This is a genomic window from Burkholderia sp. MSh2, from assembly GCF_000731655.1.
Classification (GTDB): domain Bacteria; phylum Pseudomonadota; class Gammaproteobacteria; order Burkholderiales; family Burkholderiaceae; genus Burkholderia; species Burkholderia paludis.
The window spans coordinates 1-18,659 of sequence record NZ_JPGM01000103.1; the positions used below are offsets into that span (position 1 = coordinate 1).

Genomic DNA, 18,659 nt, shown 5'->3' on the forward strand with positions numbered 1-18,659 from the left:
ACTGCAGCACACCACCAGCTTCGCTTCCCCTTCCGCGCCGTGTTTCCGTTAGCGCGAAAGAGGCGTGATTGTAGGCATCCGACCCGAACCGCGCAAGCCCCTTTGTGAAAATATTTTGAAAACCCGCCGTGCGCTGCCGCGCACGGCGGGTCGGAGCTCGGCTGTTCAGCTACCTCCGTCGACCGCCGGGCTTCCGGCAATCATCACTCGCTATATATACAGCGGCATCACTTGCCGACCACCGCGGCCTGCAGCTGCTCGACCGGCACCGCACCAGCCATCGCCGTGTAGCCGGCATCGCTCGGATGAATGCCGTCGCCGCTATCGTATCGGCGCTGCAGCACGCTCGGGCGCGACGCATCGCGCAGCACCGCATCGAAATCGACCACGCCGTCGAACTCGTTACCGCTCCGAATCCACCGGTTCACCTCGAGCCGAATCGCCTCGCGCCCCGCCGGCAGCGCGGCCGGCGTGAGCGTCGCGCCAAAGACCTTCACGCCCTGGCGATGCGCCTCGGCGATCAGCCGGCGATAGCCGTCGATCAGCGACGCGGCCGTGACCGCCGTATGCGGATGGTCGCAATCGAGCCCCGCGCGCGGCGGCATCGCCGCAAAGTTGATGTCGTTGATCCCGATCAGCACGATCGCGGCCTTCACGCCGGCACGCGACAGCGCATCGCGCTCGAATCGCGACGTCAGCGACGTGCCGTAGCACGCCGAATCGCTGAGCAGCCGGTTTCCGCTGATACCGAGATTCGCGACGCCGATCGACTCCACGCCGGACTGCGTCAGCCGACGCGCCAGCGCATCCGGCCAGCGGCGATTCTGGTTCATGCTCGAGCGCAGCCCGTCGGTGATCGAATCGCCGATCGCGGCAACGCTGGCGCGCGCGGAACCGGCCTCGACAGCCAGCTCGGTCACCCATGCATATTGGGTAAAGCGCGTACGGAACGCAGCTGCACCCGGATCGCTCACGTGATCGCCCGGAGCCGATACGTAATTGAACTGGTTCGACACACGGTGCCAGACCGTCATCCGCTGGCTCGCCCCCATCTGGAGGCTGATCGCATACGGTCGGCCGGCCGTCACGTCGATCGCCACCGGATCGCTTTCACGCTCCTGGCCTGGCGCCAGCGTCACCGACGCCTTGCCGCCGAACCGGACCGGTACGGCCGCGCCGCCGGAGAGTGCCGCGCCCTCGCCGGCACGTGCAAGGCTCGCGGCCTCGACGACCAACGGCGCGTGGCCGTAGGCATTGCTGATGCGAATCCGCGCGGCCTGCCCCGACAGCGTCGGATAGACGATCTGGCGCACGGTCCGCCCGGCGACGTCCGGTGCGCGATAAAGCGGCGGCGGCGCAGCCAGGTCGGGAATCGGCTGCAGCGCGGTCGCCCACGCCGCAACCCACCCGGCCGGCGCGGCCCACGTCGCGAGCGGCGACACGAAAACGGCCGCACCCAGCGCGGCCGCGGCGAAACTGCTTCGGAATGACATCGGCAAAATCCTCGTCGGAAAGCGGGCATTGTGCCGCAGAAGACGACGAACCCATGCGGCAGACCACACTGACACCAGTCGATCTGCCCCCGGGATCCATCGTTTACCCGAGTCTTGCCGCCAATCCGCAAGAAATTTATTAACCGACCGGTCGGTTGGTTTATACTTCGCACACATTCAACCGGACGAGAGCCTCGCCATGTACACGCAATCCCTCGACATCCCCGGCAACGTCGCGCCGCTCGACGCCGCAGCCGAGTCGCCCGAGCAGGCGCGGTTCGATGCGGTCATGGCCGCAGACGGCAAGATCGAGCCGCAGGACTGGATGCCCGATGCCTATCGCAAGACGCTGGTTCGCCAGATCTCGCAGCACGCGCACTCGGAAGTCGTCGGCATGCTGCCCGAAGGCAACTGGATCTCGCGCGCGCCGAGCCTGAAGCGCAAGGCGATCCTGCTCGCGAAGGTCCAGGACGAAGCCGGCCACGGTCTCTATCTTTACAGCGCGGTCGAAACGCTCGGCGTATCGCGAGAAGCATTGATCGACGCGCTGCACGCCGGCAAGGCGAAATACTCGAGCATCTTCAACTACCCGACGCCGACCTGGGCGGACGTCGGCGTGATCGGCTGGCTCGTCGACGGCGCCGCGATCATGAACCAGATCCCGCTGTGCCGCTGCACGTACGGCCCGTACGCGCGCGCGATGATCCGCGTATGCAAGGAGGAATCGTTCCATCAGCGCCAGGGCTTCGATGCGCTGCTCTCGATGATGAAGGGCAGCGACGCGCAACGCGCGATGGTCCAGCAGGCCGTGAACCGCTGGTGGTGGCCGGTGTTGATGATGTTCGGCCCGAGCGACGCCGATTCGGTCCACAGCAGCCAGTCCGCGAAATGGGGCATCAAGCGGATCTCGAACGACGACCTGCGGCAGAAGTTCGTCGACGCGACGGTCGACCAGGCGAAGGTGCTCGGCGTGACGCTCCCCGACCCCGACCTGAAGTGGAACGAGGCGCGCGGCCATCACGACTACGGCACGATCGACTGGGACGAATTCTGGCGCGTGGTCAATGGCGACGGCCCGTGCAACAAGGAACGCCTCGCGACCCGCGTGAAAGCGCACGAGGACGGCGCATGGGTACGCGAAGCCGCACTCGCACACGAAGCGAAGCGCCGCGCACGCGCCGAACAGCAAGCCGCCTGAGCGGCAAACCATCGAATTCAGGATTCAGGAGAAAGTGATGAACAAGGAATGGCCGATCTGGGAAGTGTTCGTGCGCAGCAAGCAGGGCCTCGATCACAAGCATTGCGGCAGCCTGCACGCCGCCGACGCATCGATGGCGCTGCGCATGGCGCGCGACGTTTATACGCGCCGCCAGGAAGGCGTGAGCATCTGGGTGGTGCCGTCGTCGGCGATCACCGCGTCCGATCCGGGCGAGAAGGCCGAGCTGTTCGAACCGGCGGGCGACAAGATCTACCGTCACCCGACGTTCTACACGCTGCCCGACGAAGTCAACCACATGTAACGCCCGCGCCATGACGATCACGCCCGAACACCTCTCCTACGTGCTGCGCCTCGCGGACAACACGCTGATCCTCGGTCAGCGCAATGCCGAATGGTGCGGCCACGGCCCGATCCTCGAGGAAGACATCGCGCTCACCAACATGAGCCTCGATCTCATCGGCCAGGCGCGCATGCTGTATACGCACGCGGCCGAGCTCGACCGCCAGCTCACCGGCGCGAAGAAGACCGAGGACGACTACGCGTACTTCCGCACCGAACGCGAGTTCTCGAACTTCACGCTCGCCGAGCTGCCGCACTACGGCCCGGTCTCCGGCACCGCGCACGCCGACAAGGATTACGCGGTGACGATCGTGCGCAATTTCCTGTATGCGGCGCTGATGCTGCACGTGTGGAGCGCGCTCGAAACGTCGACCGACACGCAGCTGGCCGCGATCGCCGCGAAATCGGTGAAGGAAACTCGCTATCACGTGCAGCACGCCCGCGAGTGGCTCGTGCGCCTCGGCGACGGCACCGACGAATCACACCGTCGCGCGCAGGACGCGCTCGACTACCTGACGCCCTACACGCGCGAATTCTTCGCCGCCGACGCGATCGACGATGCAGTCGCCGCCGCGGGCATCGCCCCCGCGCCGGCCGCGATCGAAGCGGCGTGGCGCGCAGACGTGGCCGACGCGCTCGCGGAGGCGACGCTCACGCTGCCGGCGCCCGTGATGCACGTGACGACCGGCAAGCAGGGCGAACACTCGGAGCACATGGGCTACCTGCTCGCGGAAATGCAAAGTCTCGCGCGCCAGCACCCCGGCGCGACCTGGTAATCCCGACGCCACGGAGCCCGACGATGTCCGTCCAGAACGCCGCCCCCGTCAATGCCGCACATCGCGACGATCCGCTGCTCGCCCGCGCATGGGACGTGCTCGAAGCCGTACCCGATCCGGAGATCCCTGTCGTGTCGATCCGCGAACTCGGCATCCTGCGCGACGTTCGCCGCGCGGACGACGGCCAGCTCGAAGTCGTGATCACGCCGACCTATTCGGGGTGCCCGGCCATGTCGCAGATCGCCGAGGACATCGCCGCCGCGCTGCAGGCCGCCGACCTTCCGCCGCACCGGATCGAGACGGTGCTCGCGCCCGCCTGGACGACCGACTGGATCACGCAGGAAGCGCGCGACAAGCTGCGCGCATACGGCATCGCGCCGCCGGTCGGCCAGTGCGGCAGCGCGGCGCCGCGGGAAAACGTCGTGCGCTTCGTGCCGCGGCCCGTCGCGGCGCCCGCGTGCCCGCGCTGCGGCTCCTCCCGCACCGAGCGTCTCGCGCAATTCGCGTCCACGGCCTGCAAGGCGCTGTATCGCTGCGTCGACTGCCGCGAACCCTTCGACTACTTCAAACCTTACTGATATGGCGACCCCGCAATTTCATCCGCTGCGTATCCGCGACGTGCGGCCCGAGACAGCCGACGCCGTGACCGTCTCCTTCGACGTGCCGCCCGAGCTGCGCGACGCGTACCGCTTCACGCAGGGCCAGTTCGTCACGCTGAAGACCCACATCGACGGCGAGGAAACGCGCCGCTCGTATTCGATCTGCGTCGGCACGACGGACTACGACCGTGACGGCGAACTGCGCATCGGCATCAAGCGCGTGCGCGGCGGCCGCTTCTCGAACTTCGCGTTCGACACGCTCGAGCCGGGCCACACGATCGACGTGATGACGCCGGACGGCCGTTTCTTCACGCACCTGAACGCCGATCACGGCAAGCAGTACGTCGCGTTTTCCGGCGGCTCGGGCATCACGCCGGTGCTCGCGATCGTGAAGACGACGCTCGAACTCGAGCCGCGCAGCACGTTCACGCTGATCTACGGCAACCGCAGCGTCGACGCGATCATGTTCGCGGAGGAGCTGGAGGACCTGAAGAACCGCTACATGAACCGCTTCGTCCTCTATCACGTGCTGTCGGACGACCAGCAGGACGTCGAGCTGTTCAACGGTGTGCTCGACCAGGCGAAGTGCGCGGAATTCCTCGACACGCTGACCCCGGGCGACGCGATCGACGAGGCGTTCATCTGCGGCCCCGCGCCGATGATGGACGCGGCCGAAGCCGCGCTGAAGGCGGCCGGCGTGCCGCAGGCGAAGGTACATGTCGAGCGCTTCGGCACGCCGCTGCCGCAGGCCGGCGCGCCGGTCGTCGAAATCACCGACCAGACGCCCGCCGCCGACCTGGAAATCGTGCTCGACGGCAAGAAACGCAAGCTGCGCCTGCCGTACGAAGGCGTGAGCCTGCTCGACATCGGCCTGCGCGCCGGCCTCGCCCTGCCGTATGCGTGCAAAGGCGGCGTATGCTGCACGTGCCGCGCGAAGGTGATCGAGGGTGAAGTGCGGATGGAGAAGAACTACACGCTCGAGGAACACGAAGTGAAGGACGGTTTCGTGCTCACGTGTCAGTGCCATCCGGTCAGCGACAGGGTCGTCGTGAGTTTCGACGAGCGTTGAGCGACGTCTCGTCGCGGCGCAGGACGGTTTCTCGCCGTCACACATCTCGCTTACACTAGGGGCCGCCGGCCGGCTGGACGTCGCAACGTCCAGCCGGCCGGCGGTTTTCTTTTGTTGAAGACAAGCCGATGAGTACCATTCATGTGATTCAGGGCGGCTCCGCCGCCGCGTCGCTGCGCGAGGCGCTCGCGCAAGCCGGACGCGACGAGCTCGTCGTCGGATTGCTCGACGATCTCGGCGTCGGGCCGCTCAGGGGCGCCGACGAGACGCCCGACACGCGCGCGGCCTTCTGGCAACGCGTGTTCGGCGAAGAGATTCCCGACTGGAACGCGGAGATCGAAGGCGAGTTCGCGCGCCTCGACCAGCTCGCGACGGATACCGGCCAGGTGGTCGTGTGGCACGCACCGAGCGTCGGCGACAAGCTGCTGCTGCGCCGCGTCGCCTATCACCTGCGCAATGTTCCGCAACGCCTGAACGAGGTGCGGCTATCGGCCGCGGATCTCGACGCGGCGCAGCGCGCGTCGCTGTCGCGCACCGACCAGGCGTGCGCGACCGGCATGTTCTCGCCCGCGGAACTGGCGCGCAAGCGCCCGGTGGCCGCGCCGATCTCGGTGCTGCGCATCGGCCGCCTCGCGCTCGAATGGCAGGAAGCAAAGCACCTGAACGCCGAGCTGCGCTACTGGGTCAGCAACACGATCAAGAGCGGCCACTACGCCGATCTCGACGCGCTGATCGTCGCGCGCGCGGAACACGACTGGCTGCCCGCGCAGCGCCTCGTCGGCAACATCATGGCCGACGCCGATCGCGGCGGGCTGTTCGTCAGCGACTCGATCGCCTGGTGGCGCTGCCGCGAACTCGCGGCCGCCGGCCGGCTCGAGCTGCAGGACGACGCCCCCGACGCCCTCTCCTCCACGCAGGTGCGCGCCGCCTCCGCGGCCACCCTGCACCGCTAATCTTCCGCATTCGACCATGGCCCGTACCCGAGCGCCCGACCACGAATCCCAGCGCGAACAGATCCTCGATCTGGCCGCCGGAAAATTCGCGCAGACGAGCTACCCGAGCACGTCGATGTCCGATCTCGCGACCGCGAGCGGCACGTCGAAGGCACGCCTGTATCACTATTACGAGAGCAAGGAAGCGATCCTGTTCGACCTGCTCGACCGCTACACGAAACGGCTGATGCTGATCATCGCCGAGGTCGAAGGGGCGAGCCAGCGGCGCGGCCTCAGCGAGCGCGACGCGTTCGCAGAGCTCGTGCGCGCGTTCCTCGCCGAGTACGAGACCTCGCACAGCCGGCACGTCGCGCTGCTCAACGATGTGAAGTACCTCGAGGACGCGCAGCGCGAAATCGTGCTCGACCGTCAGCGCGACATCGTCGCGGCGTTCACGCGGCAGCTTGCGCGCGCCTACCCGGATCGCATCTCCAAGGACAACCAGACCGCCGTGACGATGATGGTGTTCGGGATGATCAACTGGACCTTCACGTGGCTGAAGCCGGGCGGCCGCCTCGGCTACCGCGACTTCGCCGAGCAGGTGATCGACCTGATCGAACGCGGGCTGTCGTCGGCCGCCTGATTGACGCGCAGCAGCATGCGTTGCGCGACGGGCACACTGCCACCGCCCGCCCCGCATTTCATATGATGAATTTTAAGTTTGTTTAAAATCAAATAGATAGACGATCAATTAAACAAATTTAGAATTCATCCTCCAGCTTAAACATCGTTAAATACGGGTTTTCCCCAATCAGACGACCGACGGTCGGGTAAAATGCTGTTGCATTGCACAACCCGCTGTACGGTCACACATTGAGGAACCCACGATGAACACGCAATTCAACGGCCCTGCCGATGTCGTCGGCACCGCCGGTAGTGCGCCGGTTCTCGTCAGGGAACTGGCTTCCAAAGACCGTGAGCAGATGCTCACCCATTTTCTGTCGCTCGACGAAGACGACCGCCTGCTGCGTTTCGGCCAGGTGGTGCCCGACCACGTGATCGAGAACTATGTCCGCACGATCGACTTCGGTCGCGACACCGTGTTCGGCGTGTTCGACCACGACCTCGAACTGATCGGCGTCGGCCACCTGGCCTACCTGCCGGCCGAGGGCGACAAGCGTACGGCCGAATTCGGCGTATCGGTGCTCGAAAGCGCGCGCGGCCGCGGCGTCGGCTCGAAGCTGTTCGAGCGCGCGGCGATCCGCAGCCGCAACACGCACGTGACGATGCTGTACATGCATTGCCTGTCGCGGAACGCGACGATGATGCACATCGCGAAGAAGTCCGGGATGCGGATCGAGTACGCGTACGGCGAAGCCGATGCCTACCTGTCGCTGCAGCCGGCCGACCACTCGACGATCATCGCCGAGATGCTGCAGGAACAGGCCGCGGTGTTCGACTACGCGATGAAGCGCCAGGCGCGCCGCACGACGAAGTTCATCGAATCGCTGATGCCCGCCGCACTGACGGCGTAATATCGGCCGACCGGGCCGCGCCCGCGGGCGCGCCCGGCCCCCTTCCCCGCCGCACACTAGCGCACCGAACGAATCGGCAGCGCAGTCGTTTCCTTGAAGCACTCGAGCGAAAAGCTCGTCTTCACGTCGATCACCGACGGGTGATGCAGCAGATGCTCCTGCACGAAGCGGGAGAAATGCGCCATGTCCTCGACCTGCACGCGCAGCAGGTAATCCATATCCCCCGTCATCGCGTGGCACGCGACCACCTCCGGCCAGGCCTGCACGGCCGCGCGAAACAGCTCCGCATGGGTCGCGCCCGCGCGCGCCGACGTTTCGTCAGCCCGCACCGGAGCAAGGCCGCCGCGCTTCTCGAGCCGCACGCTCACGTACGCGAGCAGGTCGAGCCCGAGCTTCTGCGGATTCAGCAGCGCGACATAGCCGGTTATCACGCCGACCTCCTCCAGCCGCCGGATACGGCGCAGGCACGGGCTCGGCGACAGGTTCACGCGCTCGGCGATCTCCTGGTTCGACAGGCGCCCGTTCTCCTGAAGAATCGCGAGAATCCGCCGGTCGATGGCATCCAATTCGGCTTGCGCCATCTTCTGCCCTCCATTGATCAATTAGAGACTGGAAATTGCGCCATCGTAGGGGCGAGCGATTAAGTTCGCAAGTTTCCGCTCGCGACTGCCCGCTACACTCTGTCGCACGTACCGCTTCGTCGCGCACGCCGCCGCGAGCGCCACGTTCGACATCGAATCAGGCCGGACGCGCACGTCGCCCCGGCCGATCGCCCCCACTGGAGACACGCCATGCAGATCCCGAACTGGGACAACCCCGTCGGCACCGACGGCTTCGAATTCATCGAATACACGGCACCGGACCCGAAAGCGCTCGGACAACTGTTCGAACGGATGGGTTTCACCGCGATCGCGCGCCACCGCCACAAGGACGTGACGGTGTACCGCCAGGGCGACATCAACTTCATCATCAACGCCGAACCCGATTCGTTCGCGCAACGCTTCGCGCGCCTGCACGGCCCGTCGATCTGCGCGATCGCGTTCCGCGTGCAGGACGCCGCGAAGGCCTACAAGCGCGCGCTGGAACTCGGCGCATGGGGCTTCGACAACAAGACCGGCCCGATGGAGCTGAACATCCCGGCGATCAAGGGCATCGGCGATTCGCTGATCTACTTCGTCGACCGCTGGCGCGGCAAGAACGGCGCGCAACCGGGCTCGATCGGCAACATCAGCATCTATGACGTCGACTTCGAACCGATCGCCGGCGCGGACGCGAATCCGGTCGGCCACGGCCTCACCTACATCGACCACCTGACGCACAACGTGCATCGCGGCCGCATGCAGGAATGGGCCGAGTTCTACGAACGGCTGTTCAACTTCCGCGAAGTGCGCTACTTCGACATCGAAGGCAAGGTGACGGGCGTGAAGTCGAAGGCGATGACGTCGCCGTGCGGCAAGATCCGCATTCCGATCAACGAGGAAGGCTCGGATACGGCCGGCCAGATCCAGGAATACCTCGATGCATATCGCGGCGAAGGCATCCAGCACATCGCGCTCGGCGCCACCGACATCTACCGCGCGGTCGACGGCCTGCGCAGCAAGGAAGTGAAGCTGCTCGACACGATCGACACGTATTACGAGATGGTCGACCGTCGCGTGCCGAATCACGGCGAATCGCTGGACGAGCTGAAGAAGCGCAAGATCCTGATCGACGGCGCTCGCGACGACCTGCTGCTGCAGATCTTCACCGAAAACCAGATCGGGCCGATCTTCTTCGAGATCATCCAGCGCAAGGGCAACCAGGGCTTCGGCGAGGGCAATTTCAAGGCGCTGTTCGAATCGATCGAACTCGACCAGATCCGCCGCGGCGTCGTGCAGGACAAGGCCTGACGCGTTCGGCGCACGGCTGCCCGGGGCAACCCGGCCGGCCGCGCGGTCCGGCGGGGCAAAGAAAAAGGGCGGGAATCCCGGGATTCCCGCCCTTCTTGCATTCCGGCTCAGCCCGAGGGCCGCGCGACCGGATCAACGCCGGATCAACGCGCGTTCGCCTGCGACTCGACGGCCTGAGCCGCCGACTGCTGCGCGACGCCATCCCGCGCCGGCGCGATCTCGCGCATCTGCGCGCCGCCTGCCGCCAGTGTGCGCGCGCCTTGCGCGTGGACCGGGCCGGTCATCGCGAAAAACGCGGCGGACACGATCAGGAAACTCTGGATATGACGTGTATTCATTGCACCTCCTGTAAAACCGCCGGCGCCTCCCCGTTTGCGTCGAAACCAGCCAACGCACCCGGGCACCTCCGGCAGGCCGACAAGATTAACGGCTTTTGCGCATGAAGCGCGCATGCCTTACATGCTTTTACATGATGTAACGCATGATTCCTCCCTTTTTCCGACGTGCCGCGACACGCCGGCCCGCAAGCCATTCGACGGGCGGCGGGTTTGCCCCAGTGCTACCATCATCCAAAACCGGCCAATATGCCGGCCACTGCGGACACGTTCACAAGACGCCCGAAGCAGTCGAGTTTTGGTGATCCCAAACTGGGTGGAGGAGACAGTTAATGAATGCCCCGCTAGACGCAGGCCAACGCGCGTCGCTGGAAGCCGCGCTAAAGTCCGTCACGCTTGATGACAAATACACGCTGGAGCGCGGTCGCGCGTACATGAGCGGCATCCAGGCCCTCGTGCGCCTGCCGATGCTCCAGCAGGAACGCGACCGCGCAGCCGGTCTCAATACGGCCGGCTTCATCTCCGGCTATCGCGGCTCGCCGCTCGGCGGCCTCGACCTTTCGCTGTGGAAGGCCAAGCAGCATCTGGCCGCCCATCAGATCGTCTTTCAACCCGGCCTCAACGAAGATCTCGCCGCCACCGCCGTGTGGGGTTCGCAGCAGGTGAACCTGTACCCCGGCGCGAAATACGACGGCGTGTTCGGCATGTGGTACGGCAAGGGCCCGGGGGTCGACCGAACGGGCGACGTCTTCAAGCACGCGAACTCGGCCGGCTCGTCGCAGCACGGCGGCGTGCTGGTGCTCGCCGGCGACGATCACGCGGCGAAATCGTCGACGCTCGCGCACCAGTCGGAGCACATCTTCAAGGCGTGCGGGCTGCCCGTGCTGTTCCCGTCCAACGTGCAGGAATATCTCGATTTCGGCCTGCACGGCTGGGCGATGAGCCGCTACTCGGGCCTGTGGGTCGCGCTCAAGTGCGTGACGGACGTCGTCGAATCGTCGGCATCGGTCGACATCGACCCGCATCGCACCGAAATCGTGCTGCCGACCGACTTCATCCTGCCGGACGGCGGGCTGAACATCCGCTGGCCCGATCCGCCGCTCGTGCAGGAAGCGCGGCTGCTCGACTACAAGTGGTACGCGGCGCTCGCCTATGTGCGCGCGAACAAGCTCGACCGGATCGAGATCGATTCGCCGAACGCGCGCTTCGGGATCATGACCGGCGGCAAGGCGTACCTCGACGTGCGCCAGGCGCTGACCGACCTCGGCCTCGACGACGACACCTGCGCGCGGATCGGCATCCGGCTCTACAAGGTCGGCTGCGTGTGGCCGCTCGAGGCGCAGGGTGCGCAGGCATTCGCGCGCGGCCTCGACGAAATCCTCGTCGTCGAGGAAAAGCGCCAGATCCTCGAATACGCAATCAAGGAGGAGCTGTACAACTGGCCTGACGGGCAACGCCCGCGCGTGTTCGGCAAGTTCGACGAGAAGGACGGCGCCGGCGGCGAATGGTCGGTGCCGATGGGCAACTGGCTGCTGCCCGCGCACTACGAGCTGTCCCCCGCGATCATCGCGAAGGCGATCGCGACACGCCTCGAGAAGTTCGAGCTGCCGTCCGACGTGCGCGCGCGCATTGCCGCGCGGCTCGCGGTGATCAACGCGAAGGAGATGGCGCTCGCGAAGCCGCACGTGCAGGCCGAGCGCAAGCCGTGGTTCTGCTCGGGCTGCCCGCACAACACGTCGACCAACGTGCCGGAAGGCTCGCGCGCGATCGCCGGCATCGGCTGCCACTACATGACCGTGTGGATGGACCGCAGCACGAGCACCTTCAGCCAGATGGGCGGCGAAGGCGTGCCGTGGATCGGCCAGGCGCCGTTCACGGACGAGAAGCACGTGTTCGCGAACCTCGGCGACGGCACCTATTTCCACTCGGGCCTGCTGGCCGTGCGCGCGGCGATCTCGTCGAAGGCGAACATCACCTACAAGATCCTCTACAACGACGCCGTGGCGATGACGGGCGGCCAGCCCGTCGACGGCGTGCTGACGGTGCCGCAGATCACGCATCAGCTTGCGTCCGAAGGCGCGAAGAAGATCGTGATCGTCACCGACGAACCGGAGAAGTACGACAGCCAGAAGGCGCTGCTCGCACCGGGCGTGACGATCCATCACCGCGACCGGCTCGACGACGTGCAGCGCGAGCTGCGCGAGATCGAGGGCACGACGATCCTGATCTACGACCAGACCTGCGCGACCGAGAAGCGTCGCCGCCGCAAACGCGGCACGTATCCGGACCCGGCGAAGCGCGTCGTGATCAACGACGCGGTATGCGAAGGCTGCGGCGACTGCTCGGTGCAGTCGAACTGCCTGTCGGTGGAGCCGCTGGAAACCGAGTTCGGCACGAAGCGCCAGATCAACCAGTCGACCTGCAACAAGGACTTTTCGTGCGTGAAGGGCTTCTGCCCGAGCTTCGTGACGGTCGAGGGCGGCCAGTTGAAGAAGCCGAAGGCCGTAGCGGTCGACGGCAACGCGCTGCCGCCGATTCCGGAGCCGACGCTGCCGGACATCGACCGCGCGTACGGCGTGCTCGTCACGGGCGTCGGCGGCACGGGCGTCGTCACGATCGGCGCACTGCTCGGGATGGCCGCGCACCTCGAGAACAAGGGCGTGACCGTGCTCGACGTCACGGGCCTCGCGCAGAAGGGCGGCGCCGTGATGAGCCATGTGCAGATCTCGCACGCGCCGACCGACATCCACGCGACGCGGATCGCGATGGGCGAAGCCGACCTCGTGATCGGCTGCGACGCGATCGTGACGGCCGGCGACGAGTGCACGTCGCGGATGCGGCACGACACGACGCGCGTGGTCGTCAACAGCGCGCAGACGCCGACCGCCGATTTCATCAAGAATCCGAACTGGGCGTTCCCGGGCCTGTCCGCCGAGAACGACATCCGCGCGGCGGCGGGCGATGCAGTCGACTTCATCGACGCGAACCGCTTCGCGGTCGCGCTGCTCGGCGACGCGATCTACACGAACCCGTTCGTGCTCGGCTATGCGTGGCAGAAAGGCTGGCTGCCGCTCACGCTCGCCTCGCTCGAACGCGCGATCGAGCTGAACGCGGTGTCGGTCGAGAAGAACCGCGCGGCCTTCGACTGGGGCCGCCGCGCCGCGTACGACCTGGCGAGCGTGAAGCAGGCCGCTGCCGGCGATGCACGCCCCGCGCAGGGCGCCACGGTGATCGCGCTGCACACGAAAAAGGCGGTCGACGCGCTGATCGCGAAGCGCGTGGAATTCCTCACCGCGTACCAGAATGCCGCGTACGCCGCGCGCTATGCGGCGTTCGTCGACAAGGTGCGCGCGGCCGAGCGCGCGCTGGCGGACGGCGACACAGTGCAGGAGCAACTGACCGAAGCGGTCGCGCGCAACCTGTTCAAGCTGATGGCATACAAGGACGAATACGAAGTCGCGCGGCTGCAGTCCGACCCCGCGTTCGTCGCACGTCTGTCCGCGCAGTTCGAAGGCGACTGGAAGCTGAAGTTCCACCTCGCACCGCCGCTGTTCGCGAAGAAGGACGCCCATGGCCATCTCGTGAAGAAGGCGTACGGCCCGTGGATGATGCCGGCGTTCCGGCTGCTCGCGAAAGCGAAGTTCCTGCGCGGCACCGGGCTCGACCCGTTCGGCCGCACCGAGGAGCGCCGCACCGAACGCGCGCTGATCGGCGAGTACGAAGCGCTGATCGGCGAGGTGACGGCGAAGCTGAACGCGGCCAACCGCCCGCTGGCGCTCGAGCTCGCGGCGCTGCCCGACGGCATTCGCGGCTATGGCCACGTGAAGGAGAACAACCTGCGCGCGGTACGTCAGAAGTGGGACACGCTGCTCGCGAAGTGGCGTTCGCCGACGGGCGGCCAGTCGCACCAGCAGGTCGCGTAACGACGCGCGGCGGGCGCTCGCGGTTCGGAGGCCCGCCCGCGTCGCCGGCTCGATTCACGATAAAAAAACGCCACGGAACGCAAGCTCCGTGGCGTTTTTCATTGCGCCGCGCCCGAGGCGCGGCACACGCGGGCGTGAACTTACTTCGTGTTCACGTTCGCGGCGGCAACGGCCGTCATGTTGATGATCCGGCGCACGGTCGCGGCCGGCGTCAGGATGTGGACCGGCTTCGCGGCGCCGAGCAGGAACGGGCCGACCGTCACGCCTTCGCCGCCGACCATCTTCAGCAGGTTGTACGCGATGTTCGCCGCTTCGACGTTCGGCATGATCAGCAGGTTCGCTTCGCCCGACAGCGTCGTGCCCGGGAACGCCTGCTTGCGGATCACTTCCGACAGCGCCGCGTCGCCGTGCATTTCCCCGTCGACTTCCAGGTTCGGCGCGCGTTCGACGATCAGCTTGCGGGCCTCGGCCATCCGGCGCGACGACGCCGACGGCGCGCTGCCGAAGTTCGAGTTCGACAGCAGCGCGGCCTTCGGCGCGATGCCGAAGCGCTCGATCTCGGCTGCCGCCTGGATCGTCATGTCGGCGAGCTGTTCGGCGCTCGGCAGCTCGTTCACGTACGTGTCGCACACAAACAGGTTGCGGCCCGGCAGCATCAGCAGGTTCATCGCCGCGAAGTGCTCGGCGCCCTTCGCCCGGCCCAGCACCTGCTCGATGAACTTCAGGTGGCTGTGGAACGTGTCGATCATCCCGCAGATCATCCCGTCCGCGTCGCCCAGGTGCACGAGCATCGCGCCGATCAGCGTGTTGAACTTGCGCAGCGCGGCCTTCGCGACTTCCGGCGTCACGCCGTCGCGCGCACCGATCTCCTGATACGCCTGCCAGTAGCGGTGGTAGCGCGCGTCATCTTCCGGATCGACGATTTCGAAATCGGTGCCGGCCTTCAGCTTCGAGCCGATCTTCTGCAGACGCATGTCGACGACCGACGGACGGCCGACGATGATCGGCTTCGCGATCTTTTCCTGCAGCACGAACTGCGCGGCGCGCAGCACGCGCTCGTCTTCACCTTCGGCGAACACGATGCGCGCCTGCTGCTTCTTCGCGGTGGCGAACACCGGGCGCATCACCATGCCGGTGCGGTAGACGGTCGCGCCGAGTTGCTCGCGGTATGCATCCATGTCCTGGATCGGACGCGTGGCGACGCCCGAATCCATCGCGGCCTGCGCGACGGCCGGCGCGATCTTGATGATCAGGCGCGGGTCGAACGGCTTCGGGATCAGGTAGTCCGGCCCGAATTCGAGCGAGTGACCTTCATACGCCTTCGCGACTTCCTCGCTCTGGTCGGTTTCCTCGGCCAGCTCGGCGATCGCGCGCACGCAGGCGAGCTTCATCTCTTCGGTGATCGTCGTCGCGCCGACGTCGAGCGCGCCGCGGAAGATGAACGGGAAGCACAGCACGTTGTTGACCTGGTTCGGGTAGTCCGAACGGCCGGTCGCGACGATCGCGTCCGGGCGCACGGCCTTCGCGTCCTCGGGGCGGATTTCCGGCTCCGGGTTCGCGAGCGCCAGGATCAGCGGCCGGTCGCCCATCGTCTTGACCATGTCCTGCTTCAGCACGCCCGCGCTCGAGCAGCCGAGGAACACGTCCGCACCGACGATCGCGTCGGCGAGCGTGCGCGCGTCGGTGGTCGCCGCGTAGCGCTGCTTCGACGGATCGAGATTGCCGCGCCCTTCGTAGATCACGCCCTTCGAATCGGCGACGAGGATGTTCGACTTGGTCAGGCCGAGATTCACCAGCAGGTCCAGACACGCGATGGCCGCGGCGCCGGCGCCCGAGCACACGAGCTTCACTTCGGACAGCTTCTTGCCCACGACCTTCAGGCCGTTCAGGATCGCGGCCGACGCGATGATCGCGGTGCCGTGCTGGTCATCGTGGAAGACGGGGATCTTCATGCGCTCGCGCAGCTTCTGCTCGATGTAGAAGCACTCCGGCGCCTTGATGTCCTCGAGGTTGATGCCGCCGAGCGTCGGCTCGAGCATCGCGATCGCCTCGACGAGCTTGTCGGGGTCGGACTCCGACAGTTCGATGTCGAACACGTCGATGCCCGCGAATTTCTTGAAGAGGCAGCCCTTGCCTTCCATCACCGGCTTCGCGGCGAGCGGGCCGATGTTGCCGAGGCCGAGCACGGCCGTGCCGTTCGTGATCACGCCGACGAGGTTGCCGCGCGACGTGTACTTCTGCGCGTCGAGCGGATCGGCGTGAATCGCTTCGCACGCAGCGGCGACGCCCGGCGAATACGCGAGCGACAGATCGAGCTGGTTCGACAGCGGCTTGGTCGGGGTGACCGAAATCTTGCCGGGTTTCGGGTTCTGGTGATAAGCGAGTGCGGCCTGCTTCAGTTGTTCGTCCATGATTGACCTGCGAGAGACATGCGAAATATTGACGTTCAGTACACAGCACCTTGGGCCGCGTCTGCCTGAATCGAGGGGATGATCGACTGCGAGACGGCACGCGACGCGCCGGATCGGCACGCCATCGAACCTTGGCGGGTGGCAAGAGGAAAGTACAAAGTACTGAACGATTTCTAAGGGTCGCCTAGTGTACACCCCCTAAATGACCTCCGTTGGTGCAGCGCCGCATCCTCTGCATCAGCGCGCGAGCGATCCAGCCCCGGTTGTTTCGCCGGTGGCGAGCCGCGCGGCGAACCCGCGCGAATTCCGCCGAAAACCGGCCTGAATCGGGTAAAATAGCGGGCTACGCGCGCAGCGATGCGATTGGCCCTCCGATCGCGCCCCGGCCCCCAGGGCAGGTTCCCCTTGCTGCGCCACCGGGCCCGCGCCCGCTCTTCGCTCATCACCCAAGGAATGCCCATGACAGGCTACGATCGTCAGTCGATCTCGGATACGACCGCCAAAATCCTGCTCGAAGTGCAGGCAGTGCACTTCAATGCAGAAAAACCGTTCATCTTCACGTCCGGCTGGGCAAGCCCCGTCTATATCGACTGCCGCAAGCTGATTTCGTATCCGCGCGTGCGCCGTGCGCTGATGGAAATGGCGGAAACGACGATCACGCGCGACATCGGCTTCGAGCAGATCGACGCGGTGGCGGGCGGCGAGACGGCCGGCATCCCGTTCGCGGCCTGGATCGCGGACCGGATGATGGTGCCGATGCAGTACGTGCGCAAGAAGCCGAAGGGTTTCGGCCGCAACGCGCAGATCGAAGGCCATCTGGAAGAAGGCTCGCGCGTGCTGCTGGTGGAAGACCTGACGACCGACAGCCGCAGCAAGATCAACTTCGTCAACGCGCTGCGCACCGCCGGCGCGACGGTGAACCACTGCTTCGTGCTGTTCCACTACAACATCTTCAAGGAAAGCGTCTCGGTCCTGAAGGACATCGACGTCGACCTACACGCACTCGCCACGTGGTGGGACGTGCTGCGCGTCGCCAAGGCGTCGGGCTACTTCGAGACGAAGACGCTCGACGAAGTCGAGAAATTCCTGCACGCACCGGCCGAGTGGTCGGCGGCGCACGGCGGCGCGACGGCCCCCAAGGAATGACGCCGTGCCGGCCCGCTGGCCGGCATCCAGGCCGATCGAACCGCCCGCCACCCCGCGGGCGGTTTTTTTTCGCGCCACCGATTCGCGCAGGAAACAGCCGGGATCGCGGGCAGCGGCGTGCGTCGCTCATCGAACCCTAATGCTAGACTTGATCCATCGCCGCCATCAGCTGCGCGGGCAACACACCATGCCAACAACGCCGGGAGTATCAGCCCGGCCCACGTGACGGGAGAAGCGCCATATGCGTGTGGATCGCCGGATCACTCCGCCAGCGCCATCGGGTCGCCCGACTCCGTTCCTCGCCGCCCTCCTGTACGCTGCCGCCCTCGTCGCACTGCCCGCGCATGCGCAAGGCGCGTTCACCGTGTCGAGCGACGACCTGACGCCCGGCGGGCGCGTGCGCGCCGCGAACGTGTTCGATCGCGGCGACTGCAAGGGCGGCAATCACTCTCCGCAACTCTCCTGGCACAACCCGCCGCCCGGCACGCGCGGCTATGCGGTCACGATCTTCGATCCCGACGCACCCGGTCACGGCTGGTGGCACTGGGCCGTGGCGGGCATCCCGGCCACCGTCACGAGCCTGCCCGCCGACGCGAGCGCGTCCGGCTTCCTGCGGCGCATTGGCGCGAGCGAGGCGCGCAACGATTTCGGCATCGACGGCTACGGCGGCCCGTGCCCGCCGCCCGGCAAGCCGCACCGCTACGTGATCACCGTCTACGCGCTGAAGGGCGACGACCTGCGCGTCGCGCAGGGCCGCCCCGCGCCGATGTTCGAGCACGAAATCGGCACGCAGGCGATCGGCAACGCGCAGTTTACGGTCAGCTACGGGCAGTAGCCGGCGGCCGGCTGGCCGGCTGGCCGGGTTGCGGGTTGCGGGTTGCGGGTTGCGGGTTGCGGGTTGCGGGTTGCGGGTTGCTGGTGCTGGTGCTGGTGCTGGTGCTGGTGCTGGTGCTGGTGCTGGTGCTGGTGCTGGTGCTGGTGCTGGTGCTGGTG

At 66.4% G+C, this 18,659-nt stretch carries 16 protein-coding genes; 12 read left to right on the top strand and 4 right to left on the bottom strand.

From position 1 onward, the window contains the following. Positions 1-227: 227 nt before the first annotated feature. Positions 228-1,493: an SGNH/GDSL hydrolase family protein gene (locus GQ57_RS36315; RefSeq protein ID WP_034200435.1), complete on the bottom strand. Its 1,266-nt coding sequence runs from the start codon at positions 1,491-1,493 to the stop codon at positions 228-230. A 199-nt stretch (positions 1,494-1,692) separates the two neighbouring features. Here GQ57_RS36315 and paaA point away from each other — a divergent pair, with 199 nt between their 5' ends. The 8 genes from paaA to GQ57_RS36355 all read left to right on the top strand — a co-directional run bounded on the left by paaA (position 1,693) and on the right by GQ57_RS36355 (position 7,962). Then, entirely contained in the window at positions 1,693-2,691 is a 999-nt protein-coding gene (gene paaA, locus GQ57_RS36320) for a 1,2-phenylacetyl-CoA epoxidase subunit PaaA (RefSeq protein ID WP_031396946.1), read from the top strand. Positions 2,692-2,728: 37 nt separating this feature from the next. After that, on the top strand, positions 2,729-3,013 hold the full coding sequence (gene paaB, locus GQ57_RS36325; protein WP_031396947.1) for a 1,2-phenylacetyl-CoA epoxidase subunit PaaB: 285 nt from the start codon (positions 2,729-2,731) through the stop codon (positions 3,011-3,013). 10 nt (positions 3,014-3,023) lie between these two features. After that, a complete protein-coding gene (gene paaC, locus GQ57_RS36330) occupies positions 3,024-3,827 on the top strand; it encodes a 1,2-phenylacetyl-CoA epoxidase subunit PaaC (protein WP_031396948.1) in 804 nt (267 codons plus the stop codon). A 23-nt stretch (positions 3,828-3,850) separates the two neighbouring features. Beyond that, on the top strand, positions 3,851-4,405 hold the full coding sequence (paaD, locus tag GQ57_RS36335; RefSeq protein WP_031396949.1) for a 1,2-phenylacetyl-CoA epoxidase subunit PaaD: 555 nt from the start codon (positions 3,851-3,853) through the stop codon (positions 4,403-4,405). A gap of 1 nt (position 4,406) precedes the next feature. Beyond that, complete coding sequence (gene paaE, locus GQ57_RS36340) at positions 4,407-5,495, top strand: 1,2-phenylacetyl-CoA epoxidase subunit PaaE (RefSeq protein ID WP_031396950.1); 1,089 nt, start codon at positions 4,407-4,409, stop codon at positions 5,493-5,495. A 128-nt stretch (positions 5,496-5,623) separates the two neighbouring features. Next, positions 5,624-6,448, top strand: a complete 825-nt coding sequence (locus GQ57_RS36345; protein ID WP_031396951.1) for a DUF1835 domain-containing protein — start codon at positions 5,624-5,626, stop codon at positions 6,446-6,448. Positions 6,449-6,464: 16 nt separating this feature from the next. Further along, positions 6,465-7,070: a TetR/AcrR family transcriptional regulator gene (locus GQ57_RS36350; RefSeq protein ID WP_031396952.1), complete on the top strand. Its 606-nt coding sequence runs from the start codon at positions 6,465-6,467 to the stop codon at positions 7,068-7,070. A 244-nt stretch (positions 7,071-7,314) separates the two neighbouring features. Then, the gene (locus GQ57_RS36355) at positions 7,315-7,962 is read left to right on the top strand and encodes a GNAT family N-acetyltransferase (RefSeq protein ID WP_031396953.1); all 648 of its coding nucleotides are present in this window, start codon (positions 7,315-7,317) and stop codon (positions 7,960-7,962) included. A 56-nt stretch (positions 7,963-8,018) separates the two neighbouring features. Here GQ57_RS36355 and GQ57_RS36360 read toward each other — a convergent pair whose 3' ends face one another. Then, positions 8,019-8,543, bottom strand: a complete 525-nt coding sequence (locus GQ57_RS36360) for an Lrp/AsnC family transcriptional regulator (protein WP_034200436.1) — start codon at positions 8,541-8,543, stop codon at positions 8,019-8,021. 210 nt (positions 8,544-8,753) lie between these two features. Here GQ57_RS36360 and hppD point away from each other — a divergent pair, with 210 nt between their 5' ends. Then, entirely contained in the window at positions 8,754-9,851 is a 1,098-nt protein-coding gene (hppD, locus tag GQ57_RS36365; RefSeq protein ID WP_031396955.1) for a 4-hydroxyphenylpyruvate dioxygenase, read from the top strand. Between the two features lie 143 nt (positions 9,852-9,994). On the opposite strand, the gene GQ57_RS36370 is transcribed toward hppD, so the two are convergent. Beyond that, positions 9,995-10,189 carry a hypothetical protein gene (locus GQ57_RS36370; protein ID WP_034200437.1) on the bottom strand — a complete coding sequence of 65 codons (195 nt, stop codon included), beginning with the start codon at positions 10,187-10,189 and terminating at the stop codon, positions 9,995-9,997. A gap of 329 nt (positions 10,190-10,518) precedes the next feature. On the opposite strand from GQ57_RS36370, the gene GQ57_RS36375 reads away from it, so the two are divergent. Continuing rightward, on the top strand, positions 10,519-14,109 hold the full coding sequence (locus GQ57_RS36375) for an indolepyruvate ferredoxin oxidoreductase family protein (protein ID WP_034200438.1): 3,591 nt from the start codon (positions 10,519-10,521) through the stop codon (positions 14,107-14,109). Positions 14,110-14,249: 140 nt separating this feature from the next. Here GQ57_RS36375 and GQ57_RS36380 read toward each other — a convergent pair whose 3' ends face one another. Continuing rightward, positions 14,250-16,520, bottom strand: a complete 2,271-nt coding sequence (locus GQ57_RS36380; RefSeq protein ID WP_031396958.1) for an NADP-dependent malic enzyme — start codon at positions 16,518-16,520, stop codon at positions 14,250-14,252. A gap of 459 nt (positions 16,521-16,979) precedes the next feature. On the opposite strand from GQ57_RS36380, the gene GQ57_RS36385 reads away from it, so the two are divergent. Then, positions 16,980-17,666 carry an orotate phosphoribosyltransferase gene (locus tag GQ57_RS36385; RefSeq protein ID WP_006482887.1) on the top strand — a complete coding sequence of 229 codons (687 nt, stop codon included), beginning with the start codon at positions 16,980-16,982 and terminating at the stop codon, positions 17,664-17,666. A gap of 241 nt (positions 17,667-17,907) precedes the next feature. Next, on the top strand, positions 17,908-18,501 hold the full coding sequence (locus tag GQ57_RS36390) for a YbhB/YbcL family Raf kinase inhibitor-like protein (protein WP_031396959.1): 594 nt from the start codon (positions 17,908-17,910) through the stop codon (positions 18,499-18,501). Positions 18,502-18,659: the final 158 nt, after the last annotated feature.

Bases quoted from the DNA above. Each gene is read 5' to 3' on its own strand.
- GQ57_RS36390 (WP_031396959.1), top strand. From the start codon at position 17,908: ATGCGTGTGGATCGCCGGATCACTCCGCCAGCGCCATCGGGTCGCCCG.
- GQ57_RS36355 (WP_031396953.1), top strand. From the start codon at position 7,315: ATGAACACGCAATTCAACGGCCCTGCCGATGTCGTCGGCACCGCCGGT.
- paaC (WP_031396948.1), top strand. From the start codon at position 3,024: ATGACGATCACGCCCGAACACCTCTCCTACGTGCTGCGCCTCGCGGAC.
- paaE (WP_031396950.1), top strand. From the start codon at position 4,407: ATGGCGACCCCGCAATTTCATCCGCTGCGTATCCGCGACGTGCGGCCC.
- paaB (WP_031396947.1), top strand. From the start codon at position 2,729: ATGAACAAGGAATGGCCGATCTGGGAAGTGTTCGTGCGCAGCAAGCAG.
- GQ57_RS36345 (WP_031396951.1), top strand. From the start codon at position 5,624: ATGAGTACCATTCATGTGATTCAGGGCGGCTCCGCCGCCGCGTCGCTG.
- GQ57_RS36375 (WP_034200438.1), top strand. From the start codon at position 10,519: ATGAATGCCCCGCTAGACGCAGGCCAACGCGCGTCGCTGGAAGCCGCG.
- GQ57_RS36350 (WP_031396952.1), top strand. From the start codon at position 6,465: ATGGCCCGTACCCGAGCGCCCGACCACGAATCCCAGCGCGAACAGATC.
- GQ57_RS36380 (WP_031396958.1), bottom strand. From the start codon at position 16,520: ATGGACGAACAACTGAAGCAGGCCGCACTCGCTTATCACCAGAACCCG.
- paaA (WP_031396946.1), top strand. From the start codon at position 1,693: ATGTACACGCAATCCCTCGACATCCCCGGCAACGTCGCGCCGCTCGAC.
- GQ57_RS36385 (WP_006482887.1), top strand. From the start codon at position 16,980: ATGACAGGCTACGATCGTCAGTCGATCTCGGATACGACCGCCAAAATC.
- GQ57_RS36315 (WP_034200435.1), bottom strand. From the start codon at position 1,493: ATGTCATTCCGAAGCAGTTTCGCCGCGGCCGCGCTGGGTGCGGCCGTT.
- GQ57_RS36370 (WP_034200437.1), bottom strand. From the start codon at position 10,189: ATGAATACACGTCATATCCAGAGTTTCCTGATCGTGTCCGCCGCGTTT.
- paaD (WP_031396949.1), top strand. From the start codon at position 3,851: ATGTCCGTCCAGAACGCCGCCCCCGTCAATGCCGCACATCGCGACGAT.
- hppD (WP_031396955.1), top strand. From the start codon at position 8,754: ATGCAGATCCCGAACTGGGACAACCCCGTCGGCACCGACGGCTTCGAA.
- GQ57_RS36360 (WP_034200436.1), bottom strand. From the start codon at position 8,543: ATGGCGCAAGCCGAATTGGATGCCATCGACCGGCGGATTCTCGCGATT.